We start from the raw sequence: 22507 nt of genomic DNA, 5'->3' as shown, positions 1-22507 counted from the left end.
CGAATACTCACGAGATGCCCCCATGACGCTCAAGACACCCAGCCTCGCCCAGGAAACCCTGCGCATACTCAAGCCGTTCTGGATGCTGGTCGCGCTTTCGGCGGCCCTTGGCGTGGTCAGCGGCCTGAGCGTCACCGCCCTGCTGGCCACCATCAACAGTGCAATGAATGCCGCAGGCGGGCCGGACACCCATACCGCCCTGCTGTTCGGTGGCCTGTGCGTGCTGACCCTGGCCTGCTCCACCGGCTCGAACTTGCTGACCAACTACGTGGGCCAGAAGGTGGTGGCGCGGCTGCGCCGCGAATTGTCCGCCAAGGTGCTGGTGGCGCCGATCGCGCAACTGGAGCGCTACCGTGCCCACCGCCTGATCCCGGTGCTGCTCAACGATGTCAGCACCATCAGCGCCTTCGCCCTGTCCGTGGCGCCGATGGTCATCGCCTTCACCGTCACCCTCGGCTGCCTGGCCTACCTGGCGCTGCTGTCCTGGCAGATCCTGCTGATCACCGCCCTGACCGTGGTGATCGGCACGGGCGCGCAGTTCCTCGCCCACCGCTTCGGCATGAAGAACATCCTCACCGCCCGCAACGGCGAGGACGAGCTGCAGAAGCACTACCAGGCTCTCTCCGGCGGCGCCAAGGAGCTGCGCATCCAGCGCAAGCGCCGCCAGCACATGCATGACCAGCTGATCCACGGCGCCACCGAGCGCATCTGCAAGGCCAACATCCGCGCGGCGAACATCTTCGTCAGCGCCGAGACCTTCGGTTCGATGTTGTTCTTCGCCGTCATCGGCGTGGCCATCGCCTTCCAGGCGCTGTGGCCGAGCACCGACCGCACCGTGCTTGGTGGTTTCGTGCTGGTGATGCTGTACATGAAGGGGCCGCTGGAGCAGTTGATCACCAACCTGCCGAGCATCAGCCGCGCGCAGATCGCCCTGCGCCGCATCGCCGAACTGTCGGCGCGCTTCTCGTCGCCCGAGCCGCACCTGCTGGTGAGCGACCGCGCCCCAGCCGTGTCCAGCGTCGAGTCGATCGAGCTGCGCCAACTGCGCTATGACTACCCGCAGGTCGAGGGCAGCCAGCCGTTCCACCTGGGGCCGGTGAACCTGAGCATCCGCCAAGGCGACATTGTCTTCATCGTCGGCGAGAACGGCTGCGGCAAGACCACCCTGATCAAGCTGCTGCTGGGCCTGTACAGCCCGCAACAAGGCGAGGTGCGCCTCAATGGCGAAACGGTCACCCCGCAGCGCCTGGACGACTACCGCCAGCTGTTCACCACCATCTTCGCCGACTACTACCTGTTCGACGAGCCGCTGCCCGGCCAGGCCGAGCTGCCGCCCGAGGCCGGCAAGTACCTCGAGCGCCTGGATATCGCCCACAAGGTGAGCATCCGCGACGGCAGCTTCACCACCACCGACCTGTCCACCGGCCAGCGCAAGCGCCTGGCGCTGATCAATGCCTGGCTCGACCAGCGCCCGGTGCTGGTGTTCGATGAATGGGCCGCCGACCAGGACCCGGCCTTCCGCCGCGTGTTCTACACCGAGCTGTTGCCGGAACTGAAACAGCAGGGCAAGACCATCATCGTCATCTCCCACGACGACCGTTATTTCCCGGTGGCCGACCAACTGGTGCGCATGCACGGCGGCCAGATCGTCGTCGAGCGCAACCAGGAACCCGCCCTGCCCGCCTGACCCCGCCTCACGGGCGGTGGTCCTCGCCACCGCCCGCACGTTGTAAATTCCCCGCCGCTCCGCTCGTTCCCCTATAGCCGCACGCTGAATCACCCCTGCCTACAGGGAAGTCGCAGGTCAGGCCCCTGCCAACCGAAAATATTTTTCCGGTTTTGGCATGCGCATGCGTCCTACTCGCAACGGAATAATTTTCATTTACTTTGCGTACCTTGAGCCAGAGCATAAAAATGCCACTACCAGCCAACACACTGACCCCCTTGAGCAAGGCGCTGATGCTGCGCCGGATGCTGCGTTCCTCGCCGGCCATGGCCACCCTCGGCCTCGCCCTGTCCCTGCCGCTCGCCGCCCAGGTGCAAGCCCAGGAGCAGGACTTCGACATCCCTGCACAATCGCTGAGCAGCGCGCTGCAAGAGCTGGGCCGCCAGGGCAATCTGCAGGTGCTGTTCAGCCCGGAAACCGTACAGGGCCTGCGCAGCAGCCCGGTCAAGGGCCGCTTCTCGCCAACCCAGGCAGCTGGGGAGCTGCTGAAGAACAGCGGGATTCGCTACAGCGTGCAGGACAACACCCTGATCATCAGCGGCGCGGCTGAATCCGGCTCGGCCATGACCCTGGACGCCACCACCATCAATGGCCAGGTGCTGGGTGCCACCACCGAAGGCAGCAACTCCTACACCACCGGCGCGGTGACCATCGGCAAGACCGCGCAATCGCTGCGCGAGACCCCACAGTCGGTCACCGTGGTCACGCGCAAGCTGATGGACGACAAGAACCTGGTCTCGCTGGACCAGGTGATGGCCCAGACCACCGGTATCACCCGCGCCAACCGCGGCTATGGCAACCACCACTTCAGCTCCCGTGGCTTCGACCTCACCGACGAAAGCTACATGGTCGACGGCGTGCCCGGCCAGGCCTACGCCTACACCGGCTGGATGACCCCGGACATGGCGATCTTCGACCGCGTCGAAGTGCTGCGCGGCGCCTCCGGCCTGCTGGTGGGCGCGGGCAACCCGGGCGGCGCGGTGAACCTGGTGCGCAAGCGCCCGACCGCCGACCCGCGTTTTTCCGTCATCACCCGCGCCGGCTCCTGGGACAACTACCGCCTGGACCTGGATGCCAGCGGCCGCCTCAACCCCCAGGGCACCCTGCGCGGCCGCATGGTCGCCTCCTATGAAGACCGTGGCTACTTCACCGATGTCACCAAGTCCAAGCGGCCGCTGCTGTACGGTATCGTCGAGGCCGACCTCAACGATGCCACCACCGTCGCTGTCGGACTGCGCCGCCAGACCTCGCGCATCGACGGCTACAGCGTGCTGGGTATCCCCAACAACCCCGACGGCAGCAACCCGCACCTGAAGCGCTCGACCTACCTCGGGCAGGACTGGACCAAGTTGCAGACCAACATGGACGAGGTGTTCGCCGACCTTACCCAGCGATTCAACGACAACTGGACCGGCAAGCTGGCGCTGTCTCACTCCGAAGGCGGTTACAACCGCAGCGCCATCGAGTGGGGCGTGAATGACACGCTGGAGTACGGCGCCCCAGGTGGTCCAGTGGTCAAGGACGTCAGCTATCACAAGTTCGATGTCACCTCCAACGCCGTCGACGGCCACTTGGATGGCACCTTCGAAGCGTTTGGCCTGACTCACCAGCTCACCCTGGGTGCCAACTGGTCCAAGCGCAAGATGAACGACAAGGACGCCACGGAGTTCTTGCCCACCCCTATTCCTCTCGATGTGTTTGATCCCAGCCACAGCAATATTCCTGAGCTGGCGCGCCAGGGATGGGACTCCAAGAACGACACCATCGACACCCGCTACGGCACCTACCTGAGCGCCCGCCTGCACGCCACCGAAGACCTGAGCTTCGTCCTCGGTGGTCGCCTGAGCTGGTACAAGAACGAAGCCTGGAACGGCCCGAAGGTAACCACCAGCCGGCAGGACGAGGAATTCACACCCTTCGTCGGTGCGATCTACGACCTGAACGACCAGTGGTCCTGGTACGCCAGCTACGCTGACATCTTCCTGCCGCAGTCCAACTACCGCACCGTCAGCGGCAGCGTGCTCGACCCGTCGATCGGTTCGAACTACGAGACCGGGATCAAGGGCGAGCTGTTCGACAAACGCCTGAACGTGTCCTTCGCAGTCTTCTACATCGAGCAGGAAGACGTGGCCCAACAGGACGCCGCCAACCGTGGCAAGTGCCCGACCGATCCGGCCGGCCGCTGCTGGGTCAACGGCGACGGCATCAACCGCAGCAAGGGCTTCGAAGCCGAGGCCACCGGCGAACTGCTGCCAGGCCTGCAAGTGGCGGCTGGCTACACCTACAACACCACCAGCTCCTCCGAAGGTGGCCCGATCTCGGCGCAGACCCCGAAACACATGGTGCGCGTGAACACCAACTACACCTTCCCGGGCGAGTGGAACCGTCTGAGCGTCGGTGGTGGCGTTTCGGCGCAGAACTCCTACGTCGATGCCTACAACGAGGCGTACAACAGCGGCCGGGCGATCTTCGACGCGCGTGCCGCCTACAAGCTCGATGAGCACTGGACCGTGGGCGTGGACGTCGAGAACCTGTTCGACCGCAAGTACTTCGACTCGATGGGCTACTGGACCCGCGGCACCACCTACGGTACTCCGCGTAGCTACATGTTCACCCTGCGCGGCGACTTCTAACCCCCGCGCGGCAGAGACCGGCGCCCTCTCCCAAGGGGGCGCTGTGTTTTCAGCGGCATCCAACGCCCTGTTGTCTTTCCCCCCGCCCCACCGCACACTCGACCCGCCAGCCAGGAAGCGGAGTCCGCAGTGCCCACGCCACGCCAATTCAGCAAGAAGACCAGCACCAGCAACATGCTGCGGCTCAAGTCCGGAGACGCCGGCAACCAGCGCCCCTATCGCGTCGACTTCGTCCTGCTCGAACACTTCTCCATGGCCAGCTTCACCGTGGCGATGGACGTGCTGGTCACCGCCAACCTGCTGCGCGCCGACAGCTTCACCTCCACCCCGCTGTCACTGGGCGGTGATCGCGTGCTCAGCGACCTGGGCCTGGAACTGATCGCCAGCCCGCTCGATCCCCGCAGCCTGCAGGACCTCGACCTGTTGGTGGTGTGCGGCGGCCTGCGCACGCCATTGAAGTACCCCGACCTCGACCGCCTGCTGGGCGACTGCGCCAGCCACGGCATGACCCTCGGCGGGCTGTGGAACGGCGCCTGGTTCCTCGGCCGCGCCGGGGTGCTCGACGACTACGGCTGCAGCGTGCACCCCGAGCAGCGCGCCAGCCTGGCCGAGATCAGCCCGCAGACGCGCATCACCCCGGCCAGCTTCACCCTGGACCGCGATCGCCTGAGCGCCGCCAGCCCCAATGGCGCCATGGAGCTGATGCTCGGCCTGGTACGGCGCCTGTACGGCGATGCCCTGGCCGAAGGCGTGGAAGAGATCCTGTCGTTCTCCGGCGCGCGCTATCGCCAGGTCGGGCCCGGGGCGAAGAAATCCATGAGCCTGCACCTGCGCACCATCGTCGAACTGATGGAGAACAACCTCGAGGAAACCCTGAGCCTCGACCAGCTGGCCGCCTACTCCGGTCGCTCGCGGCGGCAGATCGACCGTTTGTTCCAGGCCCAGCTGGGTACCTCGCCCAGGCGCTACTACATGGAACTGCGCATCACCAAGAGCCGGCGGCTATTGCAGTATTCGGACCTGTCGGTGATGGAGGTGGCGGTGGCCTGCGGCTTCGTTTCGGTATCGCATTTCAGCAAGTGCTATGCGGCGTACTTCGGCTATCCGCCGTCGCGGGAGCAGCGGCTCGGCGAATGATGTTGCCTGGGCGGGCCCTATCGCGGGGCAAGCCCGCTCCCACGCAGGTTGCCAGTCGGCGGTCGTGGGAGCGGGCTTGCCCCGCGATAGGGCCGGAACGGACAAAGGATCAGCCCTGCTCATCGAGCAATGCCTGGATCACCCGCTCCTGCCCCGCATAATCGCCTTCGCCAAAGTGCACATGGCGCACCTGCCCCTTGCGGTCGACGAAGTAGTGCGCCGGCCAGAACTGGTTGCCCCAGGCGTTCCAGATCCGATAGCCGTTATCCACCGCCACCGGATAGGCGATGCCCAGTTGCTGCACCTGCGCCCGAACACTGTCGATGTCATGCTCGTAGTCGTACTCCGGCGTGTGCACCCCGACCACCACCAGCCCCTGCGCGCTGTAGCGCCGCGCCCAGTCGTTGACATGCGGCAGGCTGCGCCGGCAGTTGATGCAGTCGTAGGTCCAGAAATCCACCAGCACCACCTTGCCCTTGAGGGCCGGGCCGTCCAGCGGCGGCGAGTTGAGCCACTGCTCGGCCCCGGCCAGCGAAGGCATGGTGCCATAGCTGTCGCGGGCCAGCAGGTGGCCGGCCAGGCCCAGCCCGAGCAGGGCCAGGGCCACGCCGCCGGCCTTGAGCAGGCGGCGCTTGCCGCGCGCCTCAGTTGTCATGGCAGCCACTGGTGGCGTAGGAGCGGTACTCGACGCTTTGCGGCTTGCCCTGGGAGTCGAGGTAGTCCATGCGCGTGTTGACCACGCCACAGGTGTTGCTGCGATCATCCTTCACCGACAGCACCTTTTTCACATCCAGCTTGTCGCCGTAGCGGTACTGCATCACGCTGGCCTCGTTGAGCGAAGTGCTGCTGGCCTGGGCGGTGATGGCGCCGAGGCCGAGGGCGGCGAACAGGGCGGCGCTGGCGAGGGTCTTGATAGTCATGGTGGTTCTCCTGATGCGAGGTCTTGGCATTGGGGAGGCGTCGCTCCCCGGTAAGGCCATTTCACTCCCGCCAGGTATCCCGCTTGTGTCCGCCCAGGCTGTGACGTGCTTGCTCCTGTATCCACGGCAGCGCCAGATACACTGCAATACAAAGCGTGGCAGGCAAGCCTGGATTCGCTCGGTACACTGCGCCCAACCCTCACCTACAAGGACACCCCGATGGAGCATGTCGATCACATTCTGGTCGTCGACGACGACCGCGAAATCCGCGAGCTGGTCGGCAACTACCTGAAGAAGAACGGCCTGCGCACCAGCATCGTCGCCGATGGCCGACAGATGCGCGCCTTCCTGGAAAACAACACGGTCGACCTGATCGTCCTCGACATCATGATGCCCGGCGACGACGGCCTGCTGCTGTGCCGCGAACTGCGCGCCGGCAAGCACCGCAACACGCCGGTGCTGATGCTGACCGCTCGCAACGACGAGACCGACCGCATCATCGGCCTGGAAATGGGCGCCGACGATTACCTGACCAAGCCGTTCTCCGCCCGCGAGCTGCTGGCACGGATCAACGCCGTGCTGCGCCGCACACGCATGCTGCCGCCCAACCTGACCATCAGCGAAAGCGGTCGCCTGATCGCCTTCGGCCCCTGGCGCCTGGACACCACCGCGCGCCACCTGCTCGACAGCGAAGGCACCCTGGTGGCGCTGTCCGGCGCCGAGTACCGCCTGCTGCGGGTATTCCTCGACCACCCGCAGCGGGTGCTCAGCCGTGAACAGTTGCTCAACCTGACCCAGGGCCGCGAGGCGGACATCTTCGACCGCTCCATCGACCTGCTGGTCAGCCGCCTGCGCCAACGCCTGGGCGACGACGCCCGCGAGCCCACCTGCATCAAGACCGTGCGCAGCGAAGGCTATGTGTTTTCGCTGCCGGTGCAGCTGCTGGAGTCACCGGCATGAAGTGGCCACGCACCCTGGCCTCGCGCCTGGCGCTGATCTTCTTTACAGGATTGGTGCTGGCCTATGGCCTGTCCTTCAGCCTGCAGGCGTACGAGCGCTATGTCAGTAGCCGCTCGATGATGCTCAGCAACCTGGAGCTGGACGTGTCGACCTCGGTCGCCATCCTCGACCGCCTGCCCGCCGCCGAGCGCCCGGCCTGGCTGTCGCGCCTGGAACGGCGCACCTACCGCTACCGACTGGACGAGGGGCTGTCCGGCGAAGCCATGCCGAGCGAGAACCCGCCGATGGCCGCCGACTCGATCGTCAAGGCCATCGGCGACCGCTACCGCCTGACCTTCCAGGAAATCCCCGGCCCCAATGCGCATTTCCAGGCCCACCTGCGCCTGGCCGATGGCGCGCCGCTGACCATCGACGTCACCCCGGCCCCGGTGCCGGTGGCCACCTGGCTGCCGGTGGTGCTGCTGATCCAGCTGGCGGTGCTGCTGGCCTGCACCTGGCTCGCCGTGCGCCTGGCCATCGGCCCGCTGACCCGGCTGGTCCAGGCCGTGGACGACCTTGACCCGAACAGCCCCGGTCCGTTGCTCGACGAAAGCGGCCCGCGCGAGGTGCGCTACGCCGCCGTGGCCTTCAATGCGCTGCAGGCGCGCATCGCCGCCTACCTCAAGGAGCGCATGCAATTGCTGGCCGCCATCTCCCACGACCTGCAGACGCCGATCACGCGCATGAAGCTGCGGGTCGAACAGATGGACGACGGGCTGGAAAAGGACAAGCTGTGGCACGACCTCGACGCCATGGAGCACCTGGTGCGCGAGGGCGTGGCCTATGCCCGCAGCATGGACAGCGGCACCGAGGCGCCGTGCCGGGTCAACCTCGACGCCTTTCTCGACAGCCTGGTGTTCGACTACCAGGACAGCGGCGCGCAGGTGAATCGCAGCGGCAGCGCCCAGGCCACCCTGGAAACCCGTCCCCACGCCTTGCGCCGGGTGCTGGTGAACCTGGTTGACAATGCGCTGAAGTTTTCCGGCGCCGCGCAGCTGGAAGTCGGCTGCGAGAACGGCGTGACGCTGATCCGCGTGCTCGACGATGGCCCCGGTATCCCCGAGGCGGAACTCGATGACGTGCTCAAGCCGTTCTACCGGGTCGAAAGTTCGCGCAACCGCAGTACCGGCGGCACCGGGCTGGGGCTGGCGATCGCCCAGCAACTGACCCAGGCCATGGGCGGCAGCCTGACCTTGCGCAACCGCGCCGAAGGCGGACTGTGCGCGCAGGTCGAGTTGCGTTGAAGTAAAGGGCAAGCCCGCTGCTCAAGCCTGTGGGCTTGCCCTTTGACGCGGCCAGCAAAGGCGACAACAAAGCAAGATCGTTCAAGCCACCTCCGGCCCCCTCTGGCATGCTTGTCTGCCCTGTCGATTCGTTGCCGCTTCCATGCCCAGCCCACCCCTCGCCCGCCAAGCGTTCCTCCACGGCGCCATCGCCATCCTGCCGCTGTCCGTGGCCGTTGCCCCCTGGGGCCTGCTCGCAGGCAGCATGGCCATCGAAGCCAACCTCAGCGCCTGGCAAGGCCAGGGCCTGTCGGCCATCGTCTTCGCCGGTGCCGCGCAACTGGTGGCCATCGGCATGCTCAAGGGTGGCGCCAACCTGTTCTCGATCCTGCTCACCACCCTGCTGCTGACCTCCCAGCACCTGCTCTACGGGCTGTCGATGCGCCCGGTGCTGTCGGGGCTGCCGACCCGCTGGCGGTTGGGCCTGGGCTTCCTGCTCACCGATGAGTTCTTCGCCCTCACCAGCCACCACGACCAGCAGCAGTTCAACCGCTGGTACGCCTTGGGCGTGGGCCTGACGTTCTATGTGGCGTGGAACCTGTTCACCCTGGCCGGCATTGTCCTCGGCCAGAACATCCCGCACCTGGATCAGCTGGGCCTGGACTTCTCCATCGTCGCCACCTTCGTCGCACTGATCGCGCCGCTGGTACGCAACCTGCCAACCGTGGTGTGCGTGGCGGTGTCGCTGTTCTGCTCGGTGCTGTTCAGTTACTGGCACTGGGAGACCGCCCTGGTCGCCGCCGGCCTGCTGGGCATGACCGCCGGTTTCATCTGCCAGAAGTTCTCCGGAGGCCGCCCATGATCTGGCTGCTGATCTTCGCCATGGGCGCGGTGGTGTTCCTCAACCGCTACGCCTTCCTCGAACCGCGCCTGCCCCTGCGCCTGAGCTCCAACGCGCGGCAGTTCCTCGGTTTTGCCGTGCCCGGCATGCTCACCGCGATCTGCGGGCCGATCATCTTCCTGCCCGGGCACCAGCTCGACCTGAGCCCGCTGAACCCCTATCTGCTCGGTTCACTGGTGGCCATCGCCCTGGTGCTGTTGACCCGCAGCGTATTGCTGAGCATGCTGGCGAGCATGCTGATCTTCTTCCTCCTGCGCAGCTGGCTGGCATGACCACGCCCCTGCGTGAACAGGCCCACCTGTGGCAGGCGCCCGCCCTGGGCGATGTCGAGATGCTGCACGCCCGCTATATCCAGCAGCGATTCGCCCCGCACGTGCACGAAGGCTATGTGTTCACCGTGATCGAGTCCGGCGCCCAGCGCTTCTGGCACCGAGGCAGCGAGCACCTGGCGCCGGTGGGCAGCATGGTGCTGATCAACCCCGACGAGCTGCACACTGGCGCCACCGCCCACGAGGCCGGCTGGCGCTACCGTGGCTTTTACCCCGAGCACGAACGGGTCACCGGCGTGCTCGACGAACTGGAACTGGGCAGCCATGGCCTGCCCCGGTTCAAGGACAGCGTGATCCAGGACCCGGCCCTGGCCGCCACGTTCAGCCACCTGCACCGGCTTTCGGAATCCTGCGCCAGCGTCCTGGAGCAACAGACCGCCTGGCGCCAGGCCGTGCTGGCACTGGTGCAACGTCATGGCCATTGCGCCGAACCCGTCGCCCCCGGCAACGAACCGCTGGCCGTGGCCCGCGCCCGCGAGCTGCTGGAGAGCCAGCTGGCCGATCCGCCGTCGCTGGAGGCCTTGGCGGCTGCGGTAAACCTTTCGCCGTTCCACTTCGCCCGGGTATTCCGCCAGGCCACCGGCCTGCCGCCGCATGCCTGGCTCAAGCAGCGCCGCCTGGCACGCGCCCGGGAACTGCTCAAACGCGGCCAAGCCGTCCTCGAAGTCGCCTTTACCCTGGGTTTTGCCGACCAGAGCCATCTGAGCCGGCAGTTCAAGCAGGCCTATGGCGTGCCGCCGGGCGCCTATCGCCAGGCCTGCCTCAACCCGGCGTAGCGGCACGACTCCAGGCGCCCGGCGTCAGCCCGGTCATGCCGCGGAAGAACGCGATGAAGGCGCTGTCGCTGGCGAAGCCCAGTTCATCGGCGATCTCCCCCAGCGGCACGTTCAGCGCCAGGCGCTCGACCGCCCGCAGCAACCGCCACTGCTGGCGCCATTGCTGGTAACTCATCCCGGTGTCGCGACGCAGCAGGCGGCCGATGGTCTTTTCACTGGCCCCGGCTTGCCGTGCCAGTTCGCCCAGCGCCGGCGGCAAGCGATCGAGGCCGTCCACCAGGCGCGCCAGGCGTCGGTCGCGCGGCAGCGGCAGCAGCATTGGCTGGCGCTGCGCGCTCTGCAGTTCGGCACGACACAAGCCCAGCAAATGATGATTGGCCCCATGCCGCCAGTCGCTGTCGAAGGGTGCCTGGGCAATCCGCTCGAGCAACTCGCGCAACAATGGGTTGACGTCGAGGATCGTCACCTGCTCCGGCAGCCCCGCCGCCGCCGTCGCATCCAGGTACACCGAGCGGTAATCCACCGTCTCGCGCATCCGCGCGCGGTGTGCCAGGCCGCCCGGTATCCACGCCGCGCGGCTCGGCGGCAACAGGCACAGCAGCCCCGGCGAATCGATGCGCACGCAACCCTGGCGGGTGAACAGCACCTGGCCTCGGACATGCCAGTGGTTGCCGGAATCATGGTCGCCCAGGGCCGAGCAGATGCCGATCACCGGTGCGCAGTGGGCGTCCGGGTCAAAAGCGCTATCGGGTGCGAGCCATGCCATTGCAGCTTGTCCTGTTTCATTGATTTTATGGCCTGATCACGATAATGGATCACAGCTTGCCAACCCTACCATGGGCCTCCGATCAACTGCAGAGGACAAGCCCATGCAAAATCGTTGGTGGCTGGCTTTCACCACTGCCATGCTCATGTTCCCGCAAATAGCCGAAACCCTTTACAGCCCGGCACTCGTATCGCTGGCCGAAGGCTTCGCGGTTTCCGCTGCGGATGCCTCGTTGACCCTGTCGTTGTACTTCGTCGCCTTCGCGGTCGGTGTGCTGTTCTGGGGTCGGTTGTGCGATATCAAGGGCCGGCGGCCGACCATGCTCGCGGGCCTTGCGCTGTACGCCCTGGCGGCGCTGGCGGCACTGCTGGCCAGCGATTTCAGCCAATTGCTGGGAGCGCGGATGGTCGCCGCTTTCGCCGCCGCGGTCGGTTCGGTGGTGACCCAGACCGCATTGCGCGACCGCTACCACGGCGCGGAACTGGCCCGGGTGTTCTCCCTGATCGGCGCGTGCCTGGCCATCAGCCCCGCACTGGGCATGCTCGGTGGCGGCTGGCTGGACCAGGCGTTCGGCTATCGCGGCGTGCTGGCCGCACAGCTGATCCTGGCATCGGCATTGCTGGCCTGGGGCTGGCAGGCGATGCCCGAGACCCAGGCCGCCGCGCCCGCACTGACACCGTTGCGCCAGGTGCTGATGCGCCTGCTGGCGGCCCCCCGGGTGCTGCTGGCCAGTGCGCTGGTGGCCTTGTTCAATATCGCCGTGTTCGCCTGGTACAGCCTGGCGCCGTTCGTCTTCGAACGCCTGGGGCAGGCACAGTGGATGGGCTATTCGGGCGTGGCCCTGGCCCTCGGCTCGTTGGCTGGCGCCAGGCTCAATGCCCTGCTGCTGGGGCGCGCAGTCGCGGCCGCCACCCTGATGAAGGGTGCCGCGCTGCTGCTCGTGCTCGGCGCGCTGGGCATGACGGCGATCGGTGAATCACCGTGGATCGTCGCGCCAATGGCCCTGGTAATGGTCGCGTTCGCCATGGCCATCCCCTTGCTGCTCGGCTCGGCACTGGTGGCCTACGCCGATTGCCGGGGTACCGCGGCAGCCGTGTTCGGCCTGTTGTATTACCTGCAGATCGGCGCGGGGCTGATACTGGTCGGCATGCTGCAGATGCTGGCGCCTGGGTTGCTGCTGATCGCGCTCGCCATCTGCGCGCTGAGCCTGGGCTATTTGCGCTATCTGCGCGGCTGACACCGTCGGCTGCAGCCGCTGCTACACTCACAAGGCTGAACGGAGGAACCCGCCATGTCCGAACGAGAAATCACCACGCTCCTGTCGCTGATGAGCCAGCGCCAGGCCTGCCTGAGCAGTGCCTGCAAGGAGATCGCCGACTGGATCGACCGCCAGGGCGACGTGCCCGCCGCCGGCAAGATCCGCGCCAGCCTCAAGGCACTCGAGGCCGAAGACGCCCAGGTGCGCAAGACGCTGACCTCGCTGAACATCGAACGGCCGCTGCCACGTTTTCGTAGCTGACCGCTGACAACCATCGCGGGGGAGCAGGCTCGTCGGAGCGCCGCATCGCCCGCGATGGGTGCTGCATCAGTGGTTCATGTGCATATGGTCGTGGCCAGCGCCGGCCTCGGCGTTGAGCGCACGCACCGGAGCCTGCACCTGCAGGGTTTCCTTCGCACCCTTGGCATCCTCGATGGTCAGGGTCAGCGGCACCTGCTCACCCTCCTTCACCTGCTGGTTCAGGCCCATCAACATCACGTGGAAGCCGTTCGGGTCCAGCTTCACCGCCTTGCCGGCCGGCAACTCGACCGCCTTCACTTCACGCATGCCCATCACGTCGCCGTTCATGGTCATCTCGTGCACCTGCACGGTCTTGGCCACGGGCGAGGCGACGCTGACCAGCTTGCTGTCGCTGCTGGCGGTCAGGGTCATGAAGGCCCCGGTGGCATGCTGGTGCGGCACGCTGGCGCGTACCCAGGCGTCGCTTACGGTGGTCTGGGCCAGGGCCGGCAGGGCCAGGCTCATCAGTGCCAGGGCGGCCAGGCCGCGCTTGATCGGTTGCATCGACATTCAGCAGATCTCCATCAGGGTGACCAGGTCTTCAGCGCATTCCTTGGCGTTCAGGGAATGGCCCAGGCTCAGGCGCAGGGTGCCACGGGTATCGTAGACGTAGCTGGTGGACGAGTGAGAGATGGTGTAGGTATCGCCGGCCGGGACCTTCTCGTAGAACACCTTGAATTCACGGGCCACCGCGTCGATTTCCTCGGGGGTGCCGGTCAGGGCGACGATCGACGGGTCGAAGGCCTTGACGTAGGCATCGAGCACCTCGGGGGTGTCGCGCTCCGGGTCCAGGGTGATGAACACCGGCTGGAACAGGTCGCGGTCGCGGCCACGCAGGATCTTGCGGATCTGCGCCACACGCGCCATGGCGGTCGGGCAGACGGCCGGGCACTGGGTGAAGCCGAAGAAGATCATCGGCATCGAGCCGTAGAAGCTCGACAAGGTGCGCTCGTTGCCTTGCGGGTCCTTGAGCTTGAACTTGCGCCCGAGGATCTCGTTGCTCATGTTCTTGCCGTACTTGAAGTCCAGGCCCCTGGCCGGGCTGCAGCCCGCCAGCAGGCCAAGCCCCAGTACGCCCATCCCGGCGACAACCGCGCGCCGGGTCAACAGATCATTCATGGAACCATCCTTTACAGGGAAGGTGCCGACCCCTGGGATGGGCCGGCCAGAAAACCGGGGCATTCTGTCACGCCACCCCCGCACCATCCACCCGACATCCGGCTGATCGGGCTGCAGCCCTTTGTTTACGGGGCGCGACCGGTTGTCGCAGGGGTTGAATCCGTAACACTTTGTTGCTAAGGATCAATGCACAAAGCCTGAAAAACATCGCGGGGCAAGCCCGCCCCACGCCTGGCAGCAGCTGCATCCAGGCGTGGGGCGGGCTTGCCCCGCGATGGCGTCACCACTGGCGATCAGTAGTACGCGTTTTCCTTCTGGCTGTGGTCAGTCACGTCACGCACGCCCTTGAGCTCGGGAATACGCTCGAGCAGGGTGCGCTCGATGCCTTCCTTCAGCGTCACGTCGGCCTGGCCGCAGCCCTGGCAACCACCGCCGAACTGCAGCACGGCGATGCCGTCGTCGACCACGTCCACCAGGCTCACGGCGCCGCCGTGGCTGGCCAGGCCCGGGTTGATCTCGGTCTGCAGGTAGTAGTTGATGCGCTCGTTGATCGGGCTGTCCTCGTTGACCATCGGCACCTTGGCGTTCGGCGCCTTGATGGTCAGCTGGCCGCCCATGCGGTCGGTGGCATAGTCGACCAGCGCGTCCTCCAGGAACGGCACGCTGACCGCATCGAGGTAGGCGGTGAAGCTCTTCAGGCCCACCGGCTGGTCGTCAGGCTTCTCCTCGCCCGGCTTGCAGTAGGCAATGCAGGTCTCGGCGTAGGTAGTGCCCGGCTGGGTGATGAAAATACGGATGCCGATGCCAGGCGTGTTCTGCTTGGAGAGCAGATCGGCCAGGTAATCATGGGCGGCGTCGGTAATGGTTATAGCGCTCATGGAAGTTCCTCACAGACTTGCCGGCAGTGTACGCCAACCCGGCCGGGTAACAAAGTCCTAGCATTTGACTCGGGATAGCGCCAACGCCGGTTCCCGCGCCGCACCGGCGGCCAACCAGCCCTTGAGCCGCCAATACAGGCCACGTTCCAGCCATTGGTAGCTGAGCCACGACATTAGTCCGATTGACGGCACGCACAAGGCGAACACCAGGTAAGGGTTCAGGCGCAACCACTCGCTGATGAACAGGCCGCCGTACAGCACCAGCACATGCACCAGGTACACCGAATAGGAACAGTCGCCGAGCGCCTTGAGCACCTGGTTACCCTTGAAGTACGGCTCCAGGGCAATGAACGCCAGCACCACCAGCGCGCTCGGCAGGCCCCAGTGCAACAGGCGCTGCGAAGCGTCGAGGTGATAGAGCGCGAACCCTGCCAGGCCGAGCAGCCCCAGCGGCAACCACAGGCCTTCGCGGATCAGCCCGCGGCGGTACAGCACGCCCAGGCCGATGCCCAGCAGGAACTCGTAGACGATGTCGTTGTTGTAGAAACGGCTGAGCACACCCAGGCGCCCCAGCACTTCGCTTACCAGCAGCAATGCCGCCGTCACCAGCAACAGGTGATGACGCTGGCGCACCAGGAAGGCCAGGCCGAACAGCAGGTAGAAAAACATCTCGAAGTTCAGCGTCCAGCCGACATTGAGCGTCGGATACAACCCGTAGCCACCGGGGTTTTCCGCCGGAATGAATAGCAGCGACAGCAGCAGGTGCTGCCACTCGAACACCTGGTGCGGCATCCAGCGGCTGGCCGCCAGCATCAGCACGGCCATGAGCAGGGTGTAGAACCAATAGGCGGGCACGATGCGCAAGGCACGGTTGAGCAGGAACTGCCCGGGGGCGATGGCCTTGTCGCGGGTCGACAGGTAGATCACCAGGCCACTGATGACGAAGAAGATGTCCACCCCCACCGCGCCGCGATCAGCGAGCAGTTGGCCGATGGGGCCGGTGGCGTGGAAGTCGAAGAAGATCTGCCGGAAGTGGTGGCAGACCACCAGCCAGGCGGCGAATGCCCGGAGAGCCTGAAGCGAATACAGCATGAAATACCCTGTGATCGGCGGTGCATTGAGGCCCGGTAAGCCGGCTCCACAGGGTTCGCGCACTTCTGTGGGAGCCGGCTTGCTGGCGATGGGCTGCAGAGCAGCCCAGGGCCTACCTACCGATTCCGACCGCAGGATGCCGGGAAAGTCCCGGCCAACCGATCAGAGGTTCTCGTAGCGGTTCATGTCCAGCACCCCGGCCTCCACCGGCTGGGTCTGCTTGATGTAGCTGTTCAGGTCATGGAAGTAGTGCCAGAACTCAGGATGGCTGCGGCGCACGCCCCAGCGCATGACGATGCGTTCGAACTTGTCGGTGTCGTCACGCGCCGCCTCCATATCTTCGACGAACTCCGGCACATCGGCCGTCGGGATATTGAAGATGAAGTTGGGGTAGCTGCTGAGCACGCCCGGATACAAGGTCAGGGTGTCCAGGCCCGGCTGGTAGCGGTAGGCCTCGCCAAGCAGGAACGCCACGTTGCTGTGCGCGCGGTTGCGCAGCAGGCTGTAGACCTGGCGCTGGCCGCCCTGCCCTTCGATGCGCAGCATGCTCGCCTCGGGCAGTTGGCCGATCACCTTGAGCCCCGCCGCCGGGCGCGACACCAGGCGGATCAGCGACTGCTCGGCGTCACGGAACTCCGCGGACAGGCCGGGCCGCGAGCAATAGGCGCCCTGGCAGCGGTTGATCGGGTCCGGCGCGGCGTTCAGGCTGCCGGTGCGTTGCAGCAGCTTGAGGCCGAAGTCGCGCTTCGGATCGTGCTTGTCCAGTTTCAGCGCGCTCGGAGTGCTGGTGTCGATGTCCTCGTAGTCCATCCACATCTTCACCTTGCCGCTGTTCTGGTACCAGTCGCCAAGGATCTCGCCGCGTTTGCCGGCCGGCATCAGGCGCAGGAAGTTGACCTCGGCGCCATTGCGGATCAGGTCGAAGTACAGCCGCGTCTGCAACTGGTGCGAGACGTTGCCGAACACGTCGAAGTTCACCGCCAACTGATAGTAGGTGCGCTCGAACAGCGGGTAGTCGAACAACCACATGGTCAGCGGCACGTCACCGATCAGGCCCTTGGTCACCGAGGCGCTGTCGAAGTGGCGGAAGATGCTCAGCAACGCGTTGTCGTTGCCCGCCCACAGCGTCGACCAGCTTGGCGCCGGCTGTTCGGCATAGGCTTCACGGCGCAGGGCTTCGTATTCGTTGCGCTTGTCGCGGTAGGCGTGCCACAGGCTCAACACGCTGCCCACGTCGTCGATCTGCCCCGGCATGGCCAGCAGCGGCGTGGCCTCGCCCCGGTACTGGGCATCGGTGATGTACAAGTCGTGGGCCGGCTCCTGGAACAGCGCCCAGAAGTTGTCGCGGATCACGTCGGTGGCGATCTGCCCGCGGCACACCGGGCCACGGATGAAGGTACGGACGAAGTACTCGGCGTTGTCCAGCATGAACTGGTAGCGGGCCACCGCTGGGATCGCCTCGAAGGTCTCAAACGGGTTGGACCGGTGCCGCGGCCCATAGCCCGGCAGTGCGCTGGCGTGCCAGTCGCCGCTGTAGAACAGCTGCTTGACCCGCTTGAGCTTCTGCGGCCCCATCGGGTAGGTGATGTGGGTCTTGTGCACGATCACGCCCTGCACCGGGATCAACCGATAGTAGAAATCGGTGCCCGGCGGGTCGTTGGGGCGGCGGGTGGCGATCAGGTCCACCGGCTGGCCACTCGGCGTGCGCGAGCGCACCCACTGGAAGAAATGGCCCTGCTCGCCGCCGACGAAATGGATGTGCGCGAGGAACAGGTGCTCGTACAGCCAACGGCCGACCAGCGCCTCGGTCGAACCGGGGCGATTGAGCAGTTCTTCCCAGTCGGCGATCTGCTTCGCCTCTGCGGCGCTGGGCTGGATAGGGGTCTTTTCCACCGGCGCGCCAGCGCTCAGCCAGCGCTGCAGGGTCTGGTACTCCTGGTCGGTCAGCCCGGTGACCGCCAGCGGCATGCCCTCCTTGGGATGGGCGCCGGCATAGGCGTCGAATTCGTGGGGCAACGGGCACATGTTGTTGCGGTTGAGCCCCAGCACGATCTCTTCGGGCAGCTTGGCGTTGGGCGTGAGCGGAGTCTTGTGGCCCAGTTCGAGCATGCGCGCCATCAGCGCCGCCTGGCTGCCCTGCTTGTCCAGCACCGAGTAGAAGCCCTGCTTGCGCCAGCCCGCTTCGTCGCGGGCATCGTAGAACAGCCGCGTGGTGGGTACCGCCTGGCTGCGCTCGCCCTGGTAGACCGGCACCTTCGAGGCGCCGCGCTCGGCGCCCTCGGCGCTGCCCAGGTTGAGCTGGCAGGCAGCATCGTTGCAGGCGTGGCAGGCCACGCACTTCTCGGTGAAGATCGGTTGGATATCCCGGGTGTATGAAATCGTAGGGCTCGATTGGGGGGCCTGCCCGAACGCCGCGCCACTGATGAGCAAGGCGAAGGCGCTGGCAAGTATGCGATGCAGCATGTGCCGAATGTCCTGGTTACTTGAAGCCATCACGATGTGCCTGGCGGGTCCTGAGGTGTTGGGGGCGTCGCGCTAACATGAGGGAAATTCATGCGAATGGGCGATACGCCTAAAATCCGTGCAGCTTTGTTATTATTCGGCACCTTCTGTTATTTGCCCGACCAGGTAGTCCTATGTCCGACCGCAGCGCTCGTTTACAAGCACTCCAGAACGCACTCAAAGAGCGCATCCTGATCCTCGACGGCGGCATGGGTACTATGATCCAGAGTTACCGCCTCGAGGAACACGACTATCGTGGCACGCGCTTTGCCGATTGGCCAAGCGATGTCAAAGGCAACAACGATCTTTTGCTGCTCAGCCGCCCCGATGTGATCGCCGCGATCGAGAAAGCCTACCTGGACGCCGGCGCCGATATTCTCGAGACCAACACCTTCAACGCCACGCAGATTTCCCAGGCCGACTACGGCATGGAGGCACTGGTCTACGAGCTCAACGTCGAAGGCGCGCGCATCGCCCGCCAGGTGGCCGACGCCAAGACCCTGGAGACCCCGGACAAGCCACGCTTCGTCGCCGGCGTGCTCGGTCCTACCAGTCGCACCTGCTCGATCTCCCCGGACGTCAACGACCCCGGCTACCGCAACGTCACCTTCGACGAGCTGGTGGAAAACTACATCGAGGCCACCCGTGGCCTGATCGAGGGCGGCGCCGACCTGATCCTGATCGAGACCATCTTCGACACCCTCAACGCCAAGGCGGCGATCTTCGCCGTGCAGCAGGTGTTCGAGGACGACGGCATCGAACTGCCGATCATGATCTCCGGCACCATCACCGACGCCTCCGGCCGCACCCTGTCGGGCCAGACCACCGAGGCGTTCTGGAACTCGGTACGCCACGCCAACCCGATTTCCGTGGGCCTGAACTGCGCCCTCGGCGCCAAGGACCTGCGCCCGTACCTCGAAGAGCTGTCGACCAAGGCCGGCACCCACGTCTCCGCCCACCCCAACGCCGGCCTGCCCAACGCCTTCGGCGAGTACGATGAGACCCCGGCCGAGATGGCCGCGGTGGTCGAGGAGTTCGCCGCCAGCGGCTTCCTCAACATCATCGGCGGCTGCTGCGGCACCACCCCGCCGCACATCCAGGCCATCGCCGAGGCCGTGGCCAAGTACAAACCACGGGCGATCCCGGACATCCCCAAGGCCTGCCGCCTGTCGGGCCTCGAGCCGTTCACCATCGATCGCCAGTCGCTGTTCGTCAACGTCGGCGAGCGCACCAACATCACCGGTTCCGCCAAGTTCGCCCGGCTGATCCGCGAGGAAAACTACACCGAGGCGCTGGAAGTCGCCCTGCAGCAGGTCGAGGCCGGCGCCCAGGTGATCGACATCAACATGGACGAAGGGATGCTCGACTCCCAGGCCGCCATGGTCCGCTTCCTCAACCTGATCGCCGGCGAGCCGGACATCTCCCGGGTGCCGATCATGATCGACTCCTCCAAGTGGGAGGTGATCGAGGCGGGCCTGAAGTGCATCCAGGGCAAGGGCATCGTCAACTCCATCTCCATGAAGGAAGGCGTCGAGCAGTTCAAGCACCATGCCCGCCTGTGCAAGCGCTACGGCGCCGCCGTGGTGGTGATGGCCTTCGACGAGGTCGGCCAGGCCGACACCGCCGCGCGCAAGCGCGAGATCTGCCAGCGCAGCTACGACATCCTGGTCAACGAAGTCGGCTTCCCGCCCGAAGACATCATCTTCGACCCGAACATCTTCGCCGTCGCCACCGGCATCGAGGAGCACAACAACTACGCCGTCGACTTCATCGAGGCCTGCGCCTACATCCGCGACCACCTGCCGTATGCCCTGAGCTCGGGCGGCGTGTCCAACGTGTCGTTCTCGTTCCGTGGCAACAACCCGGTGCGCGAGGCGATCCACTCGGTGTTCCTCTACCACGCGATCAAGAACGGCCTGACCATGGGTATCGTCAACGCCGGCCAGCTGGAGATCTACGACGAGATCCCCGCCGCCCTGCGCGAAAAGGTCGAGGACGTGGTGCTCAACCGCACCCCGCACGGCACCGACGCCCTGCTGGCCATCGCCGATGACTACAAGGGCGGTGGCGCCACCAAGGAAGTGGAAAACGAAGAATGGCGCTCGATGCCGGTCGACAAGCGCCTCGAGCATGCGCTGGTCAAGGGCATCACCGCCTACATCGTCGAAGACACCGAAGAGTGCCGCCAGCAGTCGGCGCGCCCCATCGAAGTCATCGAAGGCCCGCTGATGAGCGGCATGAACGTGGTCGGCGACCTGTTCGGCGCCGGCAAGATGTTCCTGCCCCAGGTGGTGAAGTCCGCCCGCGTGATGAAACAGGCCGTGGCCCACCTGATCCCGTTCATCGAGGCCGAGAAAGGCGACAAGCCCGAAGCCAAGGGCAAAATCCTCATGGCCACGGTCAAGGGCGACGTGCACGACATCGGCAAGAACATCGTCGGCGTGGTGCTCGGTTGCAACGGCTACGACATCGTCGACATGGGCGTGATGGTCCCGGCGGAGAAGATCCTGCAGACCGCCCGCGAGCAGAAGTGCGACATCATCGGCCTGTCCGGGCTGATCACCCCGTCGCTGGACGAGATGGTCCATGTCGCCCGCGAGATGCAGCGCCAGGACTTCCACCTGCCGCTGATGATCGGCGGCGCGACCACCTCCAAGGCGCACACGGCGGTGAAGATCGAACCCAAGTACTCCAACGATGCGGTGATCTACGTCACCGACGCCTCGCGCGCGGTGGGCGTGGCCACCCAGCTGCTGTCCAAGGAACTCAAGAGCGGTTTCGTCGAGAAGACCCGCCAGGAATACGTCGAGGTGCGTGAGCGCACCGCCAACCGCAGCGCCCGCACCGAGCGCCTGAGCTACGCCCAGGCCATCGCCGCCAAGCCGCAGTACGACTGGGCCGCCTACCAGGCCGCGGTGCCCGCCTTCACCGGCGTCAAGGTGCTGGAGAACATCGACCTGCGCACCCTGGCCGAGTACATCGACTGGACGCCGTTCTTCATCTCCTGGGACCTGGCCGGCAAGTTCCCGCGCATCCTCACCGACGAAGTGGTCGGCGAAGCCGCCACGGCGCTGTACAAGGACGCCCGCGAGATGCTCGACAAGCTGATCGACGAGCAACTGATCAGCGCCCGCGCGGTGTTCGGCTTCTGGCCGGCCAACCAGGTGGCTGATGACGATATCGAGGTGTACGGTGACGCCGGCGAGACCCTGGCCACCCTGCACCACCTGCGTCAGCAGACCATCAAGCCCGACGGCAAGCCGAACTGGTCGCTGGCCGACTTCGTCGCGCCCAAGGCCAGCGGCGTGACCGACTATGTCGGCGGCTTCATCACCACCGCCGGCATCGGCGCCGAGGAAGTGGCCAAGGCCTATCAGGACAAGGGCGACGACTACAGCTCGATCATGGTCAAGGCCCTGGCCGACCGCCTGGCCGAGGCCTGCGCCGAGTGGCTGCACGAACAGGTGCGCAAGGAGCACTGGGGCTATGCCAAGGACGAGCACCTGGACAACGAGGCGCTGATCAAGGAGCAGTACAGCGGCATCCGCCCGGCGCCTGGCTACCCGGCCTGTCCGGACCACACCGAGAAGGAAACCCTGTTCCGCCTGCTCGACGGCACCGCGATCGGCGAGACCGGCCCCAGCGGCGTGTTCCTCACCGAGCACTTCGCCATGTTCCCGGCGGCGGCGGTCAGCGGCTGGTACTTCGCCCACCCGCAGGCGCAGTACTTCGCCGTGGGCAAGGTCGACAAGGACCAGATCGAGCAGTACAGCGCACGCAAGGGCCAGGACATTGCCGTGAGCGAGCGCTGGCTGGCGCCGAACCTCGGCTACGACGCCTGACCCCACCGGGGCTGCTTTGCAGCCCATCGCCGCGGTTCGTCGCCACGACAAGCCGGCTCCCACAGGGCGACGACTGCACAGCACCTGTGGGAGCCGGCTTGCCGGC

The 22507-nt window shown here is 65.8% G+C and carries 19 protein-coding genes; 11 read left to right on the top strand and 8 right to left on the bottom strand.

Going from position 1 to position 22507, the window contains the following annotated elements; all coding sequences use genetic code 11:
- The first annotated feature begins 22 nt into the window (after positions 1 to 22).
- The 3 genes from KHO27_RS08085 to KHO27_RS08075 all read left to right on the top strand — a co-directional run bounded on the left by KHO27_RS08085 (position 23) and on the right by KHO27_RS08075 (position 5496).
- Positions 23 to 1687: a cyclic peptide export ABC transporter gene (locus tag KHO27_RS08085; protein WP_102682353.1), complete on the top strand. Its 1665-nt coding sequence runs from the start codon at positions 23 to 25 to the stop codon at positions 1685 to 1687.
- 227 nt (positions 1688 to 1914) lie between these two features.
- A complete protein-coding gene (locus tag KHO27_RS08080; protein WP_214501579.1) occupies positions 1915 to 4359 on the top strand; it encodes a TonB-dependent siderophore receptor in 2445 nt (814 codons plus the stop codon).
- Between the two features lie 129 nt (positions 4360 to 4488).
- Entirely contained in the window at positions 4489 to 5496 is a 1008-nt protein-coding gene (locus tag KHO27_RS08075) for a GlxA family transcriptional regulator (protein ID WP_046855860.1), read from the top strand.
- Between the two features lie 109 nt (positions 5497 to 5605).
- On the opposite strand, the gene KHO27_RS08070 is transcribed toward KHO27_RS08075, so the two are convergent.
- Positions 5606 to 6121 carry a thioredoxin family protein gene (locus tag KHO27_RS08070; protein ID WP_110699735.1) on the bottom strand — a complete coding sequence of 172 codons (516 nt, stop codon included), beginning with the start codon at positions 6119 to 6121 and terminating at the stop codon, positions 5606 to 5608.
- Positions 6122 to 6140: 19 nt separating this feature from the next.
- Entirely contained in the window at positions 6141 to 6416 is a 276-nt protein-coding gene (locus tag KHO27_RS08065) for a DUF2790 domain-containing protein (protein ID WP_110699403.1), read from the bottom strand.
- A gap of 219 nt (positions 6417 to 6635) precedes the next feature.
- Between KHO27_RS08065 and KHO27_RS08060 the strand changes: the two genes are divergently transcribed.
- The 5 genes from KHO27_RS08060 to KHO27_RS08040 all read left to right on the top strand — a co-directional run bounded on the left by KHO27_RS08060 (position 6636) and on the right by KHO27_RS08040 (position 10644).
- The gene (locus KHO27_RS08060; RefSeq protein ID WP_046855862.1) at positions 6636 to 7376 is read left to right on the top strand and encodes a response regulator; all 741 of its coding nucleotides are present in this window, start codon (positions 6636 to 6638) and stop codon (positions 7374 to 7376) included.
- Positions 7373 to 8659, top strand: a complete 1287-nt coding sequence (locus tag KHO27_RS08055) for a sensor histidine kinase (RefSeq protein ID WP_046855863.1) — start codon at positions 7373 to 7375, stop codon at positions 8657 to 8659. The genes KHO27_RS08060 and KHO27_RS08055 overlap by 4 nt, the downstream gene beginning before the upstream one ends.
- A 142-nt stretch (positions 8660 to 8801) precedes the next feature.
- Entirely contained in the window at positions 8802 to 9500 is a 699-nt protein-coding gene (locus tag KHO27_RS08050; protein ID WP_110699405.1) for an AzlC family ABC transporter permease, read from the top strand.
- Positions 9497 to 9811, top strand: coding sequence for an AzlD domain-containing protein (locus KHO27_RS08045; protein ID WP_102685400.1), 315 nt, complete (start codon positions 9497 to 9499; stop codon positions 9809 to 9811). Before KHO27_RS08050 ends, KHO27_RS08045 begins: the two co-directional genes overlap by 4 nt.
- Entirely contained in the window at positions 9808 to 10644 is an 837-nt protein-coding gene (locus tag KHO27_RS08040; protein ID WP_214501578.1) for an AraC family transcriptional regulator, read from the top strand. Before KHO27_RS08045 ends, KHO27_RS08040 begins: the two co-directional genes overlap by 4 nt.
- On the opposite strand, the gene KHO27_RS08035 is transcribed toward KHO27_RS08040, so the two are convergent.
- Positions 10631 to 11410: an AraC family transcriptional regulator gene (locus tag KHO27_RS08035; RefSeq protein WP_110699409.1), complete on the bottom strand. Its 780-nt coding sequence runs from the start codon at positions 11408 to 11410 to the stop codon at positions 10631 to 10633. The genes KHO27_RS08040 and KHO27_RS08035 overlap by 14 nt on opposite strands.
- Positions 11411 to 11513: 103 nt before the next feature.
- On the opposite strand from KHO27_RS08035, the gene KHO27_RS08030 reads away from it, so the two are divergent.
- Both KHO27_RS08030 and KHO27_RS08025 read left to right on the top strand, forming a co-directional pair.
- Positions 11514 to 12647 carry an MFS transporter gene (locus tag KHO27_RS08030; protein WP_110699411.1) on the top strand — a complete coding sequence of 378 codons (1134 nt, stop codon included), beginning with the start codon at positions 11514 to 11516 and terminating at the stop codon, positions 12645 to 12647.
- Between the two features lie 54 nt (positions 12648 to 12701).
- Positions 12702 to 12929, top strand: coding sequence for a hypothetical protein (locus KHO27_RS08025; RefSeq protein ID WP_023630605.1), 228 nt, complete (start codon positions 12702 to 12704; stop codon positions 12927 to 12929).
- Between the two features lie 66 nt (positions 12930 to 12995).
- Here KHO27_RS08025 and KHO27_RS08020 read toward each other — a convergent pair whose 3' ends face one another.
- The 5 genes from KHO27_RS08020 to KHO27_RS08000 form a co-directional block, all read right to left on the bottom strand.
- Positions 12996 to 13478, bottom strand: a complete 483-nt coding sequence (locus tag KHO27_RS08020) for a copper chaperone PCu(A)C (protein ID WP_038705971.1) — start codon at positions 13476 to 13478, stop codon at positions 12996 to 12998.
- Positions 13479 to 14087 (bottom strand): SCO family protein, encoded by a 609-nt coding sequence (locus tag KHO27_RS08015; RefSeq protein ID WP_110699413.1) that lies wholly within the window; start codon positions 14085 to 14087, stop codon positions 13479 to 13481.
- A 293-nt stretch (positions 14088 to 14380) separates the two neighbouring features.
- Complete coding sequence (gene nfuA, locus KHO27_RS08010) at positions 14381 to 14965, bottom strand: Fe-S biogenesis protein NfuA (protein WP_023630602.1); 585 nt, start codon at positions 14963 to 14965, stop codon at positions 14381 to 14383.
- Between the two features lie 57 nt (positions 14966 to 15022).
- The gene (locus tag KHO27_RS08005; RefSeq protein ID WP_110699415.1) at positions 15023 to 16057 is read right to left on the bottom strand and encodes an acyltransferase family protein; all 1035 of its coding nucleotides are present in this window, start codon (positions 16055 to 16057) and stop codon (positions 15023 to 15025) included.
- 162 nt (positions 16058 to 16219) lie between these two features.
- Positions 16220 to 18520, bottom strand: a complete 2301-nt coding sequence (locus KHO27_RS08000) for a fatty acid cis/trans isomerase (RefSeq protein WP_214501577.1) — start codon at positions 18518 to 18520, stop codon at positions 16220 to 16222.
- Between the two features lie 173 nt (positions 18521 to 18693).
- Between KHO27_RS08000 and metH the strand changes: the two genes are divergently transcribed.
- The gene (gene metH, locus KHO27_RS07995; RefSeq protein WP_111532389.1) at positions 18694 to 22401 is read left to right on the top strand and encodes a methionine synthase; all 3708 of its coding nucleotides are present in this window, start codon (positions 18694 to 18696) and stop codon (positions 22399 to 22401) included.
- The last annotated feature ends 106 nt before the right edge of the window (positions 22402 to 22507 follow it).

The sequence above is a fragment of the Pseudomonas sp. RC3H12 genome, assembly GCF_018596375.1.
In the GTDB taxonomy this organism is placed as follows: Bacteria; Pseudomonadota; Gammaproteobacteria; order Pseudomonadales; family Pseudomonadaceae; genus Aquipseudomonas.
This window is presented reverse-complemented; position numbering and strand designations above follow the sequence as displayed.

Bases quoted from the DNA above. Each gene is read 5' to 3' on its own strand.
- KHO27_RS08085 (WP_102682353.1), top strand. From the start codon at position 23: ATGACGCTCAAGACACCCAGCCTCGCCCAGGAAACCCTGCGCATACTC.
- KHO27_RS08080 (WP_214501579.1), top strand. From the start codon at position 1,915: ATGCCACTACCAGCCAACACACTGACCCCCTTGAGCAAGGCGCTGATG.
- KHO27_RS08065 (WP_110699403.1), bottom strand. From the start codon at position 6,416: ATGACTATCAAGACCCTCGCCAGCGCCGCCCTGTTCGCCGCCCTCGGC.
- KHO27_RS08060 (WP_046855862.1), top strand. From the start codon at position 6,636: ATGGAGCATGTCGATCACATTCTGGTCGTCGACGACGACCGCGAAATC.
- KHO27_RS08055 (WP_046855863.1), top strand. From the start codon at position 7,373: ATGAAGTGGCCACGCACCCTGGCCTCGCGCCTGGCGCTGATCTTCTTT.
- KHO27_RS08050 (WP_110699405.1), top strand. From the start codon at position 8,802: ATGCCCAGCCCACCCCTCGCCCGCCAAGCGTTCCTCCACGGCGCCATC.
- KHO27_RS08045 (WP_102685400.1), top strand. From the start codon at position 9,497: ATGATCTGGCTGCTGATCTTCGCCATGGGCGCGGTGGTGTTCCTCAAC.
- KHO27_RS08040 (WP_214501578.1), top strand. From the start codon at position 9,808: ATGACCACGCCCCTGCGTGAACAGGCCCACCTGTGGCAGGCGCCCGCC.
- KHO27_RS08035 (WP_110699409.1), bottom strand. From the start codon at position 11,410: ATGGCATGGCTCGCACCCGATAGCGCTTTTGACCCGGACGCCCACTGC.
- KHO27_RS08030 (WP_110699411.1), top strand. From the start codon at position 11,514: ATGCAAAATCGTTGGTGGCTGGCTTTCACCACTGCCATGCTCATGTTC.
- KHO27_RS08025 (WP_023630605.1), top strand. From the start codon at position 12,702: ATGTCCGAACGAGAAATCACCACGCTCCTGTCGCTGATGAGCCAGCGC.
- KHO27_RS08020 (WP_038705971.1), bottom strand. From the start codon at position 13,478: ATGTCGATGCAACCGATCAAGCGCGGCCTGGCCGCCCTGGCACTGATG.
- KHO27_RS08015 (WP_110699413.1), bottom strand. From the start codon at position 14,087: ATGAATGATCTGTTGACCCGGCGCGCGGTTGTCGCCGGGATGGGCGTA.
- nfuA (WP_023630602.1), bottom strand. From the start codon at position 14,965: ATGAGCGCTATAACCATTACCGACGCCGCCCATGATTACCTGGCCGAT.
- KHO27_RS08005 (WP_110699415.1), bottom strand. From the start codon at position 16,057: ATGCTGTATTCGCTTCAGGCTCTCCGGGCATTCGCCGCCTGGCTGGTG.
- KHO27_RS08000 (WP_214501577.1), bottom strand. From the start codon at position 18,520: ATGCTGCATCGCATACTTGCCAGCGCCTTCGCCTTGCTCATCAGTGGC.
- metH (WP_111532389.1), top strand. From the start codon at position 18,694: ATGTCCGACCGCAGCGCTCGTTTACAAGCACTCCAGAACGCACTCAAA.